Source organism: Dyella sp. SG562, from assembly GCF_011759495.1.
Classification (GTDB): domain Bacteria; phylum Pseudomonadota; class Gammaproteobacteria; order Xanthomonadales; family Rhodanobacteraceae; genus Dyella_D; species Dyella_D marensis.
The window spans coordinates 84,953-98,821 of record NZ_JAAOYS010000007.1; the positions used below are offsets into that span (position 1 = coordinate 84,953).

The 13,869-nt window shown below is 65.2% G+C and carries 10 protein-coding genes; 6 read left to right on the forward strand and 4 right to left on the reverse strand.

Going from position 1 to position 13,869, the window contains the following annotated elements:
* The first annotated feature begins 57 nt into the window (after window positions 1–57).
* A complete protein-coding gene (locus FHW84_RS14075) occupies window positions 58–612 on the forward strand; it encodes a helix-turn-helix transcriptional regulator (RefSeq protein WP_167256555.1) in 555 nt (184 codons plus the stop codon).
* A gap of 3 nt (window positions 613–615) precedes the next feature.
* The gene (locus FHW84_RS14080) at window positions 616–1,197 is read left to right on the forward strand and encodes a hypothetical protein (RefSeq protein WP_167256557.1); all 582 of its coding nucleotides are present in this window, start codon (window positions 616–618) and stop codon (window positions 1,195–1,197) included.
* Between the two features lie 318 nt (window positions 1,198–1,515).
* Here the strand turns inward: FHW84_RS14080 and FHW84_RS14085 are convergent, their stop codons facing one another.
* Window positions 1,516–3,573 carry a M13 family metallopeptidase gene (locus FHW84_RS14085; protein ID WP_167256559.1) on the reverse strand — a complete coding sequence of 686 codons (2,058 nt, stop codon included), beginning with the start codon at window positions 3,571–3,573 and terminating at the stop codon, window positions 1,516–1,518.
* 126 nt (window positions 3,574–3,699) lie between these two features.
* Here FHW84_RS14085 and FHW84_RS14090 point away from each other — a divergent pair, with 126 nt between their 5' ends.
* On the forward strand, window positions 3,700–4,302 hold the full coding sequence (locus tag FHW84_RS14090; protein ID WP_167256561.1) for a TetR/AcrR family transcriptional regulator: 603 nt from the start codon (window positions 3,700–3,702) through the stop codon (window positions 4,300–4,302).
* 82 nt (window positions 4,303–4,384) lie between these two features.
* Entirely contained in the window at window positions 4,385–5,416 is a 1,032-nt protein-coding gene (locus tag FHW84_RS14095) for an NADP-dependent oxidoreductase (protein WP_167256563.1), read from the forward strand.
* A gap of 154 nt (window positions 5,417–5,570) precedes the next feature.
* Here FHW84_RS14095 and FHW84_RS14100 read toward each other — a convergent pair whose 3' ends face one another.
* From FHW84_RS14100 to FHW84_RS14110, 3 genes are all read right to left on the reverse strand, one after another.
* Window positions 5,571–5,864 (reverse strand): hypothetical protein, encoded by a 294-nt coding sequence (locus FHW84_RS14100; RefSeq protein ID WP_167256565.1) that lies wholly within the window; start codon window positions 5,862–5,864, stop codon window positions 5,571–5,573.
* Between the two features lie 546 nt (window positions 5,865–6,410).
* Entirely contained in the window at window positions 6,411–7,901 is a 1,491-nt protein-coding gene (locus tag FHW84_RS14105; RefSeq protein WP_168647875.1) for a serine hydrolase domain-containing protein, read from the reverse strand.
* A gap of 20 nt (window positions 7,902–7,921) precedes the next feature.
* Window positions 7,922–11,257: a GH92 family glycosyl hydrolase gene (locus tag FHW84_RS14110; protein ID WP_167256569.1), complete on the reverse strand. Its 3,336-nt coding sequence runs from the start codon at window positions 11,255–11,257 to the stop codon at window positions 7,922–7,924.
* Window positions 11,258–11,570: 313 nt separating this feature from the next.
* On the opposite strand from FHW84_RS14110, the gene FHW84_RS14115 reads away from it, so the two are divergent.
* Complete coding sequence (locus FHW84_RS14115; protein ID WP_167256571.1) at window positions 11,571–13,034, forward strand: MFS transporter; 1,464 nt, start codon at window positions 11,571–11,573, stop codon at window positions 13,032–13,034.
* A gap of 22 nt (window positions 13,035–13,056) precedes the next feature.
* Window positions 13,057–13,797 (forward strand): thioredoxin family protein, encoded by a 741-nt coding sequence (locus FHW84_RS14120; protein ID WP_167256573.1) that lies wholly within the window; start codon window positions 13,057–13,059, stop codon window positions 13,795–13,797.
* Window positions 13,798–13,869: the final 72 nt, after the last annotated feature.

The following is a 13,869-nucleotide window of genomic DNA, read 5'->3' on the forward strand; positions in this document are numbered from 1 at the left end:
ACATGCCTAGCAACCACTTCTGACGGTTCCGATTCAAAAAGAAGATCAAATCTGAACATGACCGCTAAAAGTGTCGATAAAACAAAGCGATCCGGTGGAATCGGAACCGAAATCAAGGGCGGAACCGGGGTTCCGGACGAGCTTCTTGGAATCGGAACACGCATAAGTGACGCCTGCGGGCGTCTTGGGCGCCGCGAAGACGCGTCAGATGTGATGGGTGTGTCTCTGGCTGCGCTACAGCGCTACATCCGTGGGGAAAACATGCCGCCGTTCGAGGCCGTGGCTCGGCTGTGCAAGGCCGCCGACGTCAGCATGGAATGGATCGCCTCGGGCCGCGGTTCGATGACCGATAACCCTTGGCAGGGCGCTCCAGGGAGCGCTTCTCAGCCTGCGAGACCTGACCGTGAAACCTTGCGCCTCGCTGCTGACGTTCTGGAAAAGGCGCTCGCCTCGGCGAATGCGTCTACAGATTCCGCTGGTCGCGCCGAACTACTGGTAGCGATCTATGAGCTGTTAGAGCAGGGCGCAGCGGAGGGAGCCGCCGAGCGTGTGGTGTCAGCCATGCTGCGGGCGGCTTCCAAGGCTGCGGGAGTACGGTCAAAGCAGGGGTAAGTGATGGAGTACACAGAGGAATTGCTAGGGAAGGTCTCGGACATCGTGGCGCGCGTCGTGCGGCCGAACGCCGAGCAGATGAAGAGTCCCGCGGCTCCTCGGACGTTGACCGGAACGGGCAACGTCGCTGGCAGTGGGAACGTAGTGCTCGTCATGGGCGCCGCCGCGAGCGAGGTGCCGCTGGGCGACGAAGCCAGGGCCACCTTGGATGACCTGGTTAATGAGGTCGCATTCCACGAAAGCATCAAGCGGGGCAAGCCATACCGCGCCGCGAGCGTGTGGCTTGCCACGCGCCGTGCCCTGGATCTTCCGGTGCGCCCGGCCGCTGGTGAGCATGGCCGCATCGAGCGGTATCTGCGCGGGTGGTTGGCGCGGGTCGCCGCAGTTGAGCCCAATGCTGAGGCCGGACACGACGAAAAGTGGCGCAAGCGGCGTGTGGCCAGAATCCTTTCGACCTGCAAGCAGCTTGACCGGACCCGGCAGCTCGAGCAGCTGCTCGCCACGCGTTATGGCGCCACCGTCCTGATCGAGCTGCGCGACGGCGAGTTGGATGAGGTCTTCAGGGCCGTCTCAACCTGGGTTTAAACGCACTTCGAATCGTAATGAAGCCGGCCCGCTGGCCGGCTTCAATTTACAATCCTAGTGTCCAACGCCGTCTTCGGCGGCGCGTTTCGCAAACCTAGGTGATCGGCTCGGCGCCATTGGCGATATCTACCGGAACCCGCGCGGTTGTTGGATTTCGTCCCATTTCGTCCCTTTATTTTCCGCCTGATCCCGATTCCCTAAACCGGGTGTCCCCCAACAAGCGCAACGCCAAAGGCTAGCCATACCCCCTTCCGCTTTACCCAAAAAAGAAAGCCGCACCCCTTCGGATGCGGCTCTCCAGATCGAACGAAAAAACCCTTACCAGATCTTCACCCGCTGCTTCGGATCCAGATAAAGCTTCTGCCCCGCCTGCACCTTGAACGCGTCATACCACGCGTCCAGGTTGCGCACCGTCTGCGCCCGGAACGACCCCGGCGAATGCCCATCGCCAATCACCTGCGCCCGCAGCGCCGCATCGCGCGTCTTGGTGCGCCACGACTGCGCAAACGCCAGGAAGAAGCGCTGGTCGCCGCTCAGTCCGTCGATCACCGGCGCCGGCTTGCCGCTCAGCGACTTCACATACGCCGCATGCGCAATCGCCAGGCCGGACACATCGGCGATGTTCTCGCCCAAGGTCTGCTGGCCGTTGATATGCAGGCCCGGCAGCGGCTCGTAGGCGTTGTACTGCTCCACCAGCTTCTGGCCGGCGGCCTTGAAGTGGGCCTGGTCGTCCGGTGTCCACCAGTTGGCGAGGCGGCCTTCGGCGTCGAATTCCGCGCCGGTGTTGTCGAAGCTGTGGCTGATCTCGTGGCCGATCACCGCGCCGATCGAACCGTAGTTGGCGGCATCGTCGGCCTTGGGGTCGAAGAACGGCGCTTCCAGAATGGCGGCTGGGAAATTCAGCGCGTTCTGCAGCGGCAGGTTCACCGCATTCACCGTCTGCGGCGTCATCCACCACTCACCCTTGTCCACCGGCTGGCCGAGCTTGGCCAGCTGGTGCTTGTACTCGAACTGCTCCGCGCGCAGCGAATTGCCGAGCGCGTCGTCGGCGCGGATCTCCAGCGATGAATAGTCGCGCCAGGTTTCCGGATAGCCCACGCCCACCTTCAAGGTGGCGATCTTGGCCTTGGCCTTCTGCTTGGTGGCGGGGCTCATCCAGTCCAGCGTGTCGACGTGCTCGTTGAAGGCGGCCTTGAGGTTGTCCACCATCTGCGTCACGCGCGCCTTGGACGAGGCGGGAAAGTAACGCTGCACGTAGATCTGGCCCACCGCATCGCCCAGCGCATCGCCGGTGGAACCCACGGCGCGCTTCCAGCGGTCGCGCTGCTTGGGCGTGCCGTTCAGGGTGTGGCCGTAGAACTCGAAGCGGGCGTCGGCATAGGCCTTGGGCAGCAGGCCGGCGCTGTGGTTGATGGTGTGGAAGCTCAGCCAGTCCTTCCAGGTCTGCAGCGGTTCGCTGGCGGTGAGGGCGGAGAGCTTGCTGATTGCCTCCGGCTGCCATGCGATCACCGTCTTCTGGCCCGAGAGGCCGGCCGCGCTGAAGTAGGCGTTCCAGTCCAGGCCCGGCGCCTTCTTGGCGAAGTCGGCCATCGCCCACGGATTGTTGGCCTTATGCACGTCCTCGCTGTCGACGATGCTGGCCTGCGCCTTGGCGATCTTGATTTCAAGATCCAGCACGGCCTTCGCCTTGGCGTCGACATCCGGCACGCCGGCCTGCTTGAGCTGCGCGGCGATATACGCCTGGTACTTCTCGCGATAGCCCTTCATCTGGGCGTCGTCGTTGAGGTAGTAGTCGCGGTTGGGCATGCCGAGGCCGCCCTGCAGCAGATAGGGCACGTTGTGCGAAGGGTCTTCCAGGCCTTGCGTGACGAACAGGCCGAACAGGTTCTCCGTCCACCAGTTGGTGGCATTGACCGGATCGACGTCGGCGCGCAGCGTGCCGCCCAATACGCGGGCGAGGTCGGCCTTGGTCTTGATCGCGTCGACTTCGGCCAGCTGCGCCTTGATCGGCGCGAGGCCGGCCTTTTCGATCGCCGCTTCGTTCATATAGGCGGCGTAGTAGTCGGCGATCTTGCGCTCGTTGCTGCCGGCCTTGGGGTTGCTCTTGCCGATGTCGCGGATCAGTTCCGCGTTGCGGTTCTCGGCCTTCTCGAACACCTTGAGGAAGATGCCGGTGCTGGAACGGTCGGCGGGAATCTGCGCGGTCTTCGCCCAGTTGCCGCTGGCGTAGCCGTTGAAGTCGTCGCCGGGTTTCACGGCGTGATCGATGCCGGCCAGGTCCACGCCCGAGGCGGAGGCGGCAGGGGCGGGCGCCGCGTGTGCAACGCCGCAAGCGGCCGCAATGGTGGCGGCGAGAATCCATCGGTTCGACTTCATGGTGGAGCTCCTGGGAAGAGGTGGCTCACGATAGACCCGGGCTTGCGGATGCGCAGGCATGACCAATGGGCTAGCCACCGGTGGATTGCTAGACGACCGGTCCAATGGCGATTAAAGTGCGCCGCCATGACCGCCAGCGCTCCAGTCACCGACGTCCGCCAGCACATCCTGGATGTAGCCAGGCCGCTGTTGCTGAGCAAGGGATTCACCGCCGTGGGGCTGGCCGAGGTGCTGGCCGCGGCGCGGGTGCCGAAGGGGTCGTTCTATCACTACTTCGGTTCGAAGGAGGCCTTCGGCGAAGCCGTGCTGGAGGACTACTTCGGCAACTACCTCGCGCATACCGACGCGCTGCTGGCCCAGCAGGGCACGGCGGCGCAGCGCCTGCTGGCCTACTTCAACGACTGGCTGGATACGCAGACCGGCGACGAAGCGCAGAGCCGCTGCCTGGCGGTAAAGCTGGGCGCGGAAGTGTGCGATCTGTCGGAGAGCATGCGCACGGCGCTGGAGCGCGGCACCGGCGGTGTGATCGAGCGGTTGGCGCGCTGCATCGAGCAGGGGCGCGCGGATGGCTCGGTGAAGCCGGCGCTGGAACCGCGCGCCGTTGCGGCCATGCTTTATCAAAGTTGGCTGGGCGCGAGCCTGCTGGCGAAGATCGCGCGCGACCGCGCGCCGCTCGACACGGCAATGACCGGCACACGCCAACTGCTCGGACTGCACGACAAAGTTTGAGGCGGGAGATGCGCAAGCGCTCCCGCTTTTTTTGCGGCCGATGACTAGACGATCGGTCTAATCCCCCACAGGAGTGATCCCCATGCCCCGGAACGACACCGTCAATCGCCGCCTGGTACTTGCCGCGCATCCGAAGGGCGCGCCGACGCCGCAGGACCTGCGCCTGGAAGAAGTGCCGGTGCCGCAGCCCGCCGAAGGCCAGGTGCTGCTGCGCACGCTGTATCTTTCGCTCGATCCGTATATGCGCAACCTGATGGACGTGGTCGGCCCGAGCTACGCGGAAGCGGTGAAGATCGGCGCGCCGATGGCGGGCGGCACGGTGAGCCGGGTGGCGGCGTCGAAGCATCCGCAATTCAAGGTGGGCGATCTGGTGTTGAGCAATGCCGGTTGGCAGGACTATGCGCTGTCGGATGGCAAGGACCTGTTGCCGCTGGGCGATATGGCGCATCCGTCGCTGGCCTTGGGCGGGCTGGGCATGCCGGCGTTTACGGCGCACTACGGCCTGCTCGATATCGGGCAGCCGAAGGCGGGCGAGACGGTGGTCGTGGCAGCCGCTACCGGCGCGGTGGGCTCGGTGGTGGGGCAGATTGCCAAGTTGAAGGGTGCGCGTGTGGTTGGCATTGCCGGTGGCGTGGACAAGTGCCAGTACGCGGTAGACGAATTGGGTTTCGATGTGTGCCTGGACCGGCGCGATCCGGAGTTGGCGAAGAAGCTGGCGGAGGCATGCCCGAAGGGGATCGACGTCTACTTCGAGAACGTCGGCGGCGAAGTGTTCGACGCGGTGTTGCCGCTGCTCAACAACCATGCGCGCGTGCCGGTGTGCGGGATCATCGCGCACTACAACGACAAGTCGCTGCCGGCGGGGCCGAATCGCTTGCCGCTGGCGATGTCCACCGTGCTGCAGAAGCGGGTGCGGATGGAGGGCTTCATCATTCTCGACCACTATGGCGAGCGGTTTGCGCAGTTCCGGTGTGAGATGGGGGAGTGGATCGCGCAGGGGAAGGTGAAGCTGCGCGAGGATGTGGTGGAGGGGTTGGAGCATGCGCCGCAGGCGTTTATCGGGCTGCTGGAGGGGAAGAATTTTGGAAAGTTGGTGGTCAAGGTCGCTGACTGACGCATAGTTTTTCCGTCATTCCGGCGCAGGCCGGAATCCAGTAACGACAACGCACGGTCGTCGTGAGAGCGCCCAAGAGCGGCGCTTGGGGATCAACACTCCATGGTGCGCCCCGCTACTGGATTCCGGCCTGCGCCGGAATGACGAGCTGAGGTCAGTCCGCTGCTTCTGCCTCACTCCTAACTTGCAGCCACTGCATCCGCAGGTGCGCCTGCGTTGCGCAACGCGTCCCCATTTCGATAAGCACCGCGATGCTTTCCAGCATGGTCGGCAACCGCTGCGCATTTACACTGCCGCGTTCTTCGACCATCTCTGCCAACAACCGAATCGCGTTGTGTGCGTAATGCAGCCACTCGGTGGCATCGTTCAACAACGCATCCGGCCCCGCCTCCGGATCGGAAAAATATTCCACGTGGCGTGTGAGCCACGCTTCGCCATAGATATCCATAAGCAACTCCTTGCTGAGCGCCGCCCTTCGCTCCGTAAAACGGCGCGCCGCCGGACAGCACGACGCGCCGCCGATCTTACGGACTCGGGGTTTACCGACGGCCCTTGGAAGGGGCGCCGGGCGGCTTGATTGAGGAAGTGGGTTGCGGCTTCAGGCACTTTCGCCGTTGTACGAAGCAACGCGCCGGGTTTCACGGCTAGGAATCATTACCTGCGAAAACTCTTAGGCCGCGGTTCTTCAACCGTGTCCGCGAGAGAAGCGGACGGCCCGATTAGTCGGCGGGTGTGTCGCCCTGGGGATCGGCGAGCGTGCGAGTGACGTATGATCTGGGGTAGCCATGATCAATTCCTTAGCCAATTGGTTGTGGTTAGCGGGTCGGGGGTGCTCTAACACCCTCGGCCCGCGCTACTCACGACATTGCTGCCATGGTTGCCCGCGACGCGTCTTGACATCACAGCGCGGGCAACGCAATCACGCTAGCAGAGCAACTTAGGGTTGTCTGTAGTCGTAATCCGATAAATGCATCGTTGATGCAGATCGCAACCGTCAGGGCAGTCGTGGTTCACGGCGAGCGGTGAGCATTCCATCAGAATGGAACTCAAGCGCTATCGGATGCCCCTTCGCATCGCGCGCAACGTGGATGTAGTCGGTGCCATCGCCCGCGTAATACAGCACGTCGCCCTTCGCCGCGGCCAGCTCGCGCTCGGGGCCGCCGTCGCGCCGGATCGTCAGCTTTGCATCGCGAATCACGAGCACATGCTTGCTGTCGCCGGCGATGCGATAGCTGCCCGCCAGTGCCTGCATGTCACCTGCGGATAGCGCTTGCGGCATCCAGCTCGTATACGGATCGCCAACCGCAAGCGCACCCAGGCGGTGCGCAAGGGCGCGCGGATTCGGACGTCCACCATCGGTGTTGGCAAGCACCACCACGGTCACGTCCTGCTCGGGAAAGTAGGTGAACTGCGTGGCGAAGCCCGCAATGCCACCATTGTGTTCGTACACGGGTTTGCCACGCACAGTGCCAACCGCGATGCCGTAGCCGTAAGGCACGGGTTGGCCGTCGGACGTGGTCTTCGGTGTGGTCATCGCTTCGCGCAATGCGGACGGCAACAGCTCGCGATGCAGCGCGCGCAGAAATTTGAACAGATCGTCCACCGTGGAACTCAGCGCACCGGCGGCGCCGGGACCGGTCATGCTGGAGTAGGGCGCGCGCGTCGCGTTGCCCTTGGCATCGGTGCTGTAACCCTCGACCTGGCCGGACACGATGGACTCGTCGCCGGCATACAGCGTGCGCTGCATGCCGACCGGTGCCAGCACCAGGTCGTGCATGGCGCGATCCCATGATTGGCCAGTCACGCGCTCGATCACCGCGCCCAGCAGCATGTAGCCGGAGTTGCTGTAGCGCCATTGCGCGCCGGGCGCGAAATCCGGCGCCTTGGTTGCGATGCGCTCGACCAGCGACTTGGTATCGAAGGTCTCGGCCGGACCGGCGTCCCAGTCGTCGCTGACGCCGGAGGTATGGTCCAGCAGCTGCGCCAGGGTGATGTGCGCGGCGTTGGGGAAGTCGGGCAGATAGCGCGACAGCGGATCGCTCACCGACAGCTTGTGCATCGCCGCCAGCTTCAACACGGTGGTGGCGGTCAGCGTCTTGGTGATCGAGCCGATATGGAAGCGCTGGTCCGCGGAAAGCGGCACGCTGAGTTCGACATTGGCCATGCCGGCCGCGCCGCGGTAGAGCACCTGGTTGCCACGCGCCACCAGCACGGCGGCGCCGGGGTTGCCATTGGCGATATCGGCGGCAAGCATCGCTTGCGCACGCGCGGCGAGATCTTCGCTGGCCAGCGCCGGCAGGGCGAGGGAACACAGCAGGCCGAACAGACAGCCGGTGCGGAAGTGGTTCATGGCGTCCCTGCATCTGTGGATGATGGCGAGGGAATGTAGCAGCGTCGCAGCGTAGGTTGGGGTGAGCCGCCAGGCGAACCCCAACATGGCGAGGCGTGTGGCTTGCGGGTTGTTGGGGTTCGCCTGGCGGCTCACCCCAACCTACGCCGGCGTTTTTAGTCGTTGCCGAGCAGCTCCAGTTCGGCGAGCGACACGTTGGCGCCATTGCCGAAGCTCACCCGATACCACGCGTAGGTGCCTGGCTTGGCAATGCCGAAAGCACGCGTCTGCCCCGGCCACGGGAAACGCTCGCCATGGCGGCTGTCCAGCGCCGTCCACTGCTTGCCGTCGTTCGAGCCTTCCAGCGTCCAATCGCCGGGTGCATTGCCCACTGCTGCCGAGGTGAGCGTATACATCGCCACCTTCGCCGCTGCCGGGGCATGCCAACGCACCACGGCGTGCGCGGCAAACGTGGTGTCGGTGCGCCCGTCGTTGTCGAACAGGGCGTCCGGTTTGGCGACACCGGTTGCTTCGCGCTCGCCCTTGCCGCCATCGGTAACGTCGCGCAGCGGCTTCGGACCGGCCGCGCCGCTCAGCGAAGCGGGCAAGTCCGCTTCGTCGCTTCCCCAGGGCGAAGGCTGCGGCCCCATCTCGAAACTCAGGGTGGCGCCCTTCGCCAGCAGCTCATGCGGCAAGGTGAGGCGATGCCACGGCTGGCCGTTCACCTTCAGGCTCTGCACGTAGCGGTTGCGGTCGCTGACCTGCGGCGCATCGATCACGATGTGCTTGCCGCTGTCCAGCTTGATGTCCATATGCGGGAAGAAAGGCGCGCCGATCACATACTCCGGCGCGCCCATGCGCAGCGGATAGAAGCCGGCGGCGCTGAACACATACCAGGCCGACATCTCACCGTTGTCCTCGTCGCCCGGATAGCCCTGGCCGATATCGCTGCCCAGGTACACGCGCGACAGCAGATCGCGCACCTTGTCCTGCGTCTTCCAAGGCTGCCCGGCGTAGGCGTACATGTAGAGGATGTGGTGCGATGGCTGGTTGCTGTGGCCATACTGGCCCATGCGGATGTCGCGCGCTTCCAGCATCTCGTGGATCGGCTCGCCGTAGCCACCGACGTGGAACTCGCCGGGCGTAGCGAAGAACTGGTCCAGCTTTGCCGCGAGTTTGTCGCGACCGCCGTACAGCGCGGCCAGGCCGGCGCCGTCGTGCGGGGCGTGGAAGGCCATGTTCCAGGCATTGGTCTCGGTGTAGTCGTCGCCCCAGCGCAGCGGGTCGAACTGCGCCTTGGTGTAGCGCCACTGGCCCTTGGCATCGCGGCCGACGAAGAAGCCGATCTCGGGGCTGAACAGGTTGACGTAGTCCTGTGCGCGCGAGTGGAAATACGCGGCGTCGGCGGCGTAGTTGGCGCGGTAGGGATCCTTGGTGTTCTGGTCGGCGGCCAGCGCGGCGGCGAGGTTGCCGATGGCGAAATCGTTGATATAGCCGTCCATCGACCAGGACAGGCCTTCCTTGGTGCCGGTGTCCACGTAGCCGTTGAAGTTGGAGCGGTCCAGCCCCTTGCGGCCGGTGCCGGCGATCGGGCTGAGCACGGTCGCGTCCTTCAGCGCGGCCTGGTAGAAGCTGCGCACGTCGAAGTTGCGGATGCCCTTGAGCCAGGCGTCGGCGAAGGCCACGTCGGCGCTGGTGCCGACCATCAGGTCGGCATAGCCGGGCGAGGACCAGCGCGCGATCCAGCCGCCGTCGCGGTACTCCTGCACGAAGCCGTCGATCAGCTCGCCGGCCTGCCGCGGCGCCAGCAAGGTGTAGGCGGGCCAGGCCGTGCGGTAGGTGTCCCAGAAACCGTTGTTGACGTAGACCTTGCCGTCGAGCACGCGCGCGCCGGTATGGGTGGGCGTGTTGTCGCCGGTGGCGGCGGAGAACGGGCTGGCGTAGCGGTAGACGGGCCTGGCCTGGTCGCCGGTGTTCTCGTAGGCGGAGTTGGGGTAGAGGAACAGGCGGTACAGGTTGGAATACAGCGTGACCAGCTCGTCGTGGTTGGCACCCTTGACCGCAACGATGCCGAGCTGTTCGTCCCAGCGCTTGCGCGCGCGTTCGCGCACTGCGTCGAAGGTATCGCCCTTGGCGATCTCCAGTTCGAGATTGTGCTTGGCCTGGTCGACGCCGATCAGCGAGGTGGCGATGCGCAGGTTGACGGTCTTGTTCTTCGACGTGTCGAAGCCGAACCAGGCCGCGACGTGGTCGCGGCCTTCACCGGCGAGCTTGCCGCTTTCGCTGACGGGCTGGTCGGCTTCGGCATAGAAGAACAGACGCGTGGCGCCGGTGGAAAGGCGGCTCTTCACGTCGGAGTAGCCGCTGAAGCTGCGGCCGGAAGGATCGAGCGTAATGCCTCCCTGGTCGGTGCGGTTGTCGAACACCAGCTGGCCGCGCGCGGCGGGGAAGGTGAAGCGGAAGATCGCGGCGTGGTCGGTGGGCGCGATCTCGCTGACGATGCCGTTGTCGAACGCCACCTTGTAGTAATCGGCGCGCGCCACCTCGTGGTCGTGGCCGAAGCTCAGCGCACGTGCCTTGCGGTTGGCGGTGGGCGCGCCGCTGGCGACGCTGGCCGGCATCAGCTGGAAGGTCTGGCGGTCGCCCATCCACGGGCTGGGTTCGTGCGACAGCACCAGGGCTTCCAGGCGCGGGCGGTTGTCGTCGCCGTTGCGCTGCTGGTACTGGTACATCCAGTCGGAGCCGGCATCCGTCACCGGCGCCCAGAAGTTGAAGCCATGCGGCAGGGCGGTGGCGACGACGTTGTTGCCGCGCGAGAAGTCGGCGTTGGAGTTGGTGCCGCGCAGGGTGCTGACGTAGTCGCTGGGGCGCGTGGCGGTATCCGCTGGCGCTTCGCCGATGCGCACGTCGTCGAGGAAACCTTCCACCGTGCCGGCGGGGCCGTCCTGCGCGAGCACGATGCGCTTGATGGTGCGGCCCTGCGCCACCGCGCCCACGTCGATGACGAGGCGGTTCCACTGGTTGGGATAGAGCGTGCGGCCTTCGCCCTGCGCGCGCGCGGTGGCGGCGACGTGGCGCTGGTCGTAGGCGGTGTGGGTCGAGAGATGCGAGCCGTCGTCGAAGACCAGGTCCACCGCGGTGTAGGTGGACGGGTTGGCGAGGTTGTCGCCCACGGTGACCGGGAACAGCAGGTAGGAGAGTTGCGTATGCGCGCCGACCGGCAGATTGACGTCGAACAGCGCGGCTTCCTGCGCCTTGCCACCCTGGCCGCGGTAATGCAGCGAGTGCAGGCCGGTGAAGCCGACGCCGGGTTTGGCGGTGAGCACCACGTTTTTATCCGGGCCGCCGGCGATGTCGACGGCGAGCGGGGACTTGGACGTCTGCAGCGCCGGGTCGCCCGGTTCGAACGAGCTGAAGAAGGCGCCGTCCTGGCTGGCATGCGCCAGGGGCAGGGCGAGCAGCAGGGCGCAGGTCAGGAGGTTCACAGCGGAGATGCGGAGGCGGTGGCGCATGCGTAGGTCTTCCCCTCGTGGGCGCGCGGTGCGAGGGGACCGGGCGCGGGAGGCCCGATTTGAATCGTTCTAAATGAGGTCTGTCAAACCGCGCCGCAGCAATGCGTGCGGGATGCGGGCGTAGGTTGGGGTGAGCGGAGCGAACCCCAACATCGCGCGCCACCGCGATCCCCGCGTTGGGGTTCGCTCCGCTCACCCCAACCTACGCCGATCGAACTGCGCGAGCCGATGTCGATTCCGGCCATCCACATTCGTCATCCTCACAAACCCGGCGCAAGATGCCCCGGCCAACTCCCCCGCAAGCGAGCCGAACATGACGAACGACGTTTCCCCCGGAACGCACGCCGACCACCCCGAGCGCCGACGCTGGATCGCACTCCTGGTGCTCTGCATGGGTGTGCTGATGATCGTGCTCGACACGACCATCGTGAACGTGGCGCTGCCCTCGATCAAAACCGACCTGAAGTTCAGCGACATCGAGCTGGCCTGGGTGGTCAACGCCTACATGCTTACCTACGGCGGCTTCCTGCTGCTCGGCGGGCGATTGGGCGATCTGTATGGCCACGGGCGGTTCTTCCTGCTCGGCATCGCGCTGTTCACGCTGGCCTCGCTGGCCTGCGGGCTGTCGCAGACGCAGGGCTTCCTGATCGCCTCGCGGGCGATTCAGGGCCTGGGCGGTGCGGTGGTTACGGCGGTGGCGCTGTCGCTGATCATGGATCTGTTTACCGAGCCGGCCGATCGCGCCAAGGCGATGGGCATCTATGGCTTCGTCTGCGCGGGCGGCGGCAGCCTGGGCGCGATGCTCGGCGGCGTGCTGACCAGCACGCTGACCTGGCATTGGGTGTTCCTGGTGAACCTGCCGATCGGCATCGCGGTGATCGCGTTCGCGCCGAAGCTGCTGCCGTCGACCAAGGGCGTGTCGGATACGCGCCATCTCGACGTCAGCGGTGCGATCACCGTCACCAGTGCGCTGATGCTGGCGGTGTACGCCATCGTCAACGGCAATGAGCTGGGTTGGACTTCCGCGCGCACGCTGGGCGAGCTGGCGGTTGCGGTGCTGCTGTTGGCGGTTTTCTTCGTGATCGAGGCGCGCGTGCGCAAGCCGCTGATGCCGCTGCGCCTGTTCGTACGGCGCAATATCGCGGTGTCCAACACGGTGGGTGTGCTGTGGGCGGCGGCGATGTTCGCGTGGTTCTTCCTGTCCGCGCTCTACATGCAGCTGGTGCTGGGCTATGGGCCGCTGGAAGTGGGCCTGGCGTTTCTGCCGGCCAACCTGATCATGGCGGTGTTCTCGCTTGGCATCTCGGCCAGGTTGGTGATGCGCTTCGGCATCCGCAAGCCCTTGGCGGCGGGGTTGGCGTTTGCCGCGTTGGGCCTGCTGTTGTTCGCGCGTGCGCCGCAGGACGGGCATTACCTGATCGACATCATGCCGGGCATGGTGCTGCTGGGGCTGGGCGCGGGCATCGCGTTCAATCCGTTGCTGCTGGCGGCGATGGGCGATGTGGAGCCGTCGGAATCGGGACTCGCTTCCGGCCTGGTCAATACCGCCTTCATGATGGGCGGCGCGCTGGGCCTGGCGGTGCTGGCCAGTCTTGCCGCCTCGCAGACCGGCACCGCGCTGGCCGGTGGCGTCGAGCGCGGCGCGGCCTTGCTGACCGGTTATAGCACGGCCTTCCTGGCCGGCGCGTGCTTTGCCGCGGTGGGCGCGGTGCTGGGCGCGACGCTGCTGCGGCCGCGCGAAGCGGCGGCTGCCGAAGCGCCCGCGTCGGCGCATTGAAACCTTGCGAGGAGATGCCGTGATGGAACATCAGACCGTATCGCGCGACGCCTGGACAAAAGCGCGCGTGGCCTTGCTGGAGAAGGAAAAGGAGTTCACGCGATTGAAGGACGAGCTCAGCGCCGCGCGGCGCGAGCTGCCGTGGGTCGAGGTAACCGAGCCCTATGTGTTCGACGGGCCGCAGGGTCCGGTGACGCTGGCCGAGCTGTTCGGCGGGCGCAGCCAGCTGTTCGTGAAGCACTTCATGCTGCGGCCGGGGCAGGAGAATCCCTGCATCGGCTGCTCCTTCGAAGTGGATCATCTGGCCGGCATCCTGGTGCATCTGGAAAACCACGACGTGGCGTATGTGGCGATAGCGCGCGCGCCGATCGCGGAGATAGAAGCGCTGCGGCAACGCATGGGCTGGCAGTTTCCGTTCGTCTCGTCGCATCGCAGCGACTTCAACTACGACTTCCAGGTGTCGTTCACGCCGGAGCAGATGGCCCAGGGCAAGGCGACCTACAACTATCGCGAAGAGAAACCGGAGGGCACGGATTACTCGGGCGACAGTGTGTTCTACAAGGATGCGGATGGCAGGATCTTCCATACGTACTCGACTTTCGGGCGCGGTGGCGAGCAGTTCCTCGGGATCTATGGGTTTCTGGATGTGATGCCGAAGGGGCGTGCCGAGAACGGGCCGTATCGGTCGCTGGGGGATTGGGTGCGATTGCGCGACAGGTATGGATCTTCGACAGGATGCGGGTGCAAAGACTCTTCGTCCTGAAGCCATCGCGGCTCCGGATAAGCGGATATCGGGCTCTCGCGATTTCTGAGTACGTCTTTGATGCGCTTTGCA

Excerpts from the sequence above, each read along its gene's own strand:
- FHW84_RS14090 (WP_167256561.1), top strand. The coding sequence starts at position 3,700 with ATGACCGCCAGCGCTCCAGTCACCGACGTCCGCCAGCACATCCTGGAT.
- FHW84_RS14095 (WP_167256563.1), top strand. The coding sequence starts at position 4,385 with ATGCCCCGGAACGACACCGTCAATCGCCGCCTGGTACTTGCCGCGCAT.
- FHW84_RS14115 (WP_167256571.1), top strand. The coding sequence starts at position 11,571 with ATGACGAACGACGTTTCCCCCGGAACGCACGCCGACCACCCCGAGCGC.
- FHW84_RS14110 (WP_167256569.1), bottom strand. The coding sequence starts at position 11,257 with ATGCGCCACCGCCTCCGCATCTCCGCTGTGAACCTCCTGACCTGCGCC.
- FHW84_RS14120 (WP_167256573.1), top strand. The coding sequence starts at position 13,057 with ATGGAACATCAGACCGTATCGCGCGACGCCTGGACAAAAGCGCGCGTG.
- FHW84_RS14100 (WP_167256565.1), bottom strand. The coding sequence starts at position 5,864 with ATGGATATCTATGGCGAAGCGTGGCTCACACGCCACGTGGAATATTTT.
- FHW84_RS14085 (WP_167256559.1), bottom strand. The coding sequence starts at position 3,573 with ATGAAGTCGAACCGATGGATTCTCGCCGCCACCATTGCGGCCGCTTGC.
- FHW84_RS14075 (WP_167256555.1), top strand. The coding sequence starts at position 58 with ATGACCGCTAAAAGTGTCGATAAAACAAAGCGATCCGGTGGAATCGGA.
- FHW84_RS14080 (WP_167256557.1), top strand. The coding sequence starts at position 616 with ATGGAGTACACAGAGGAATTGCTAGGGAAGGTCTCGGACATCGTGGCG.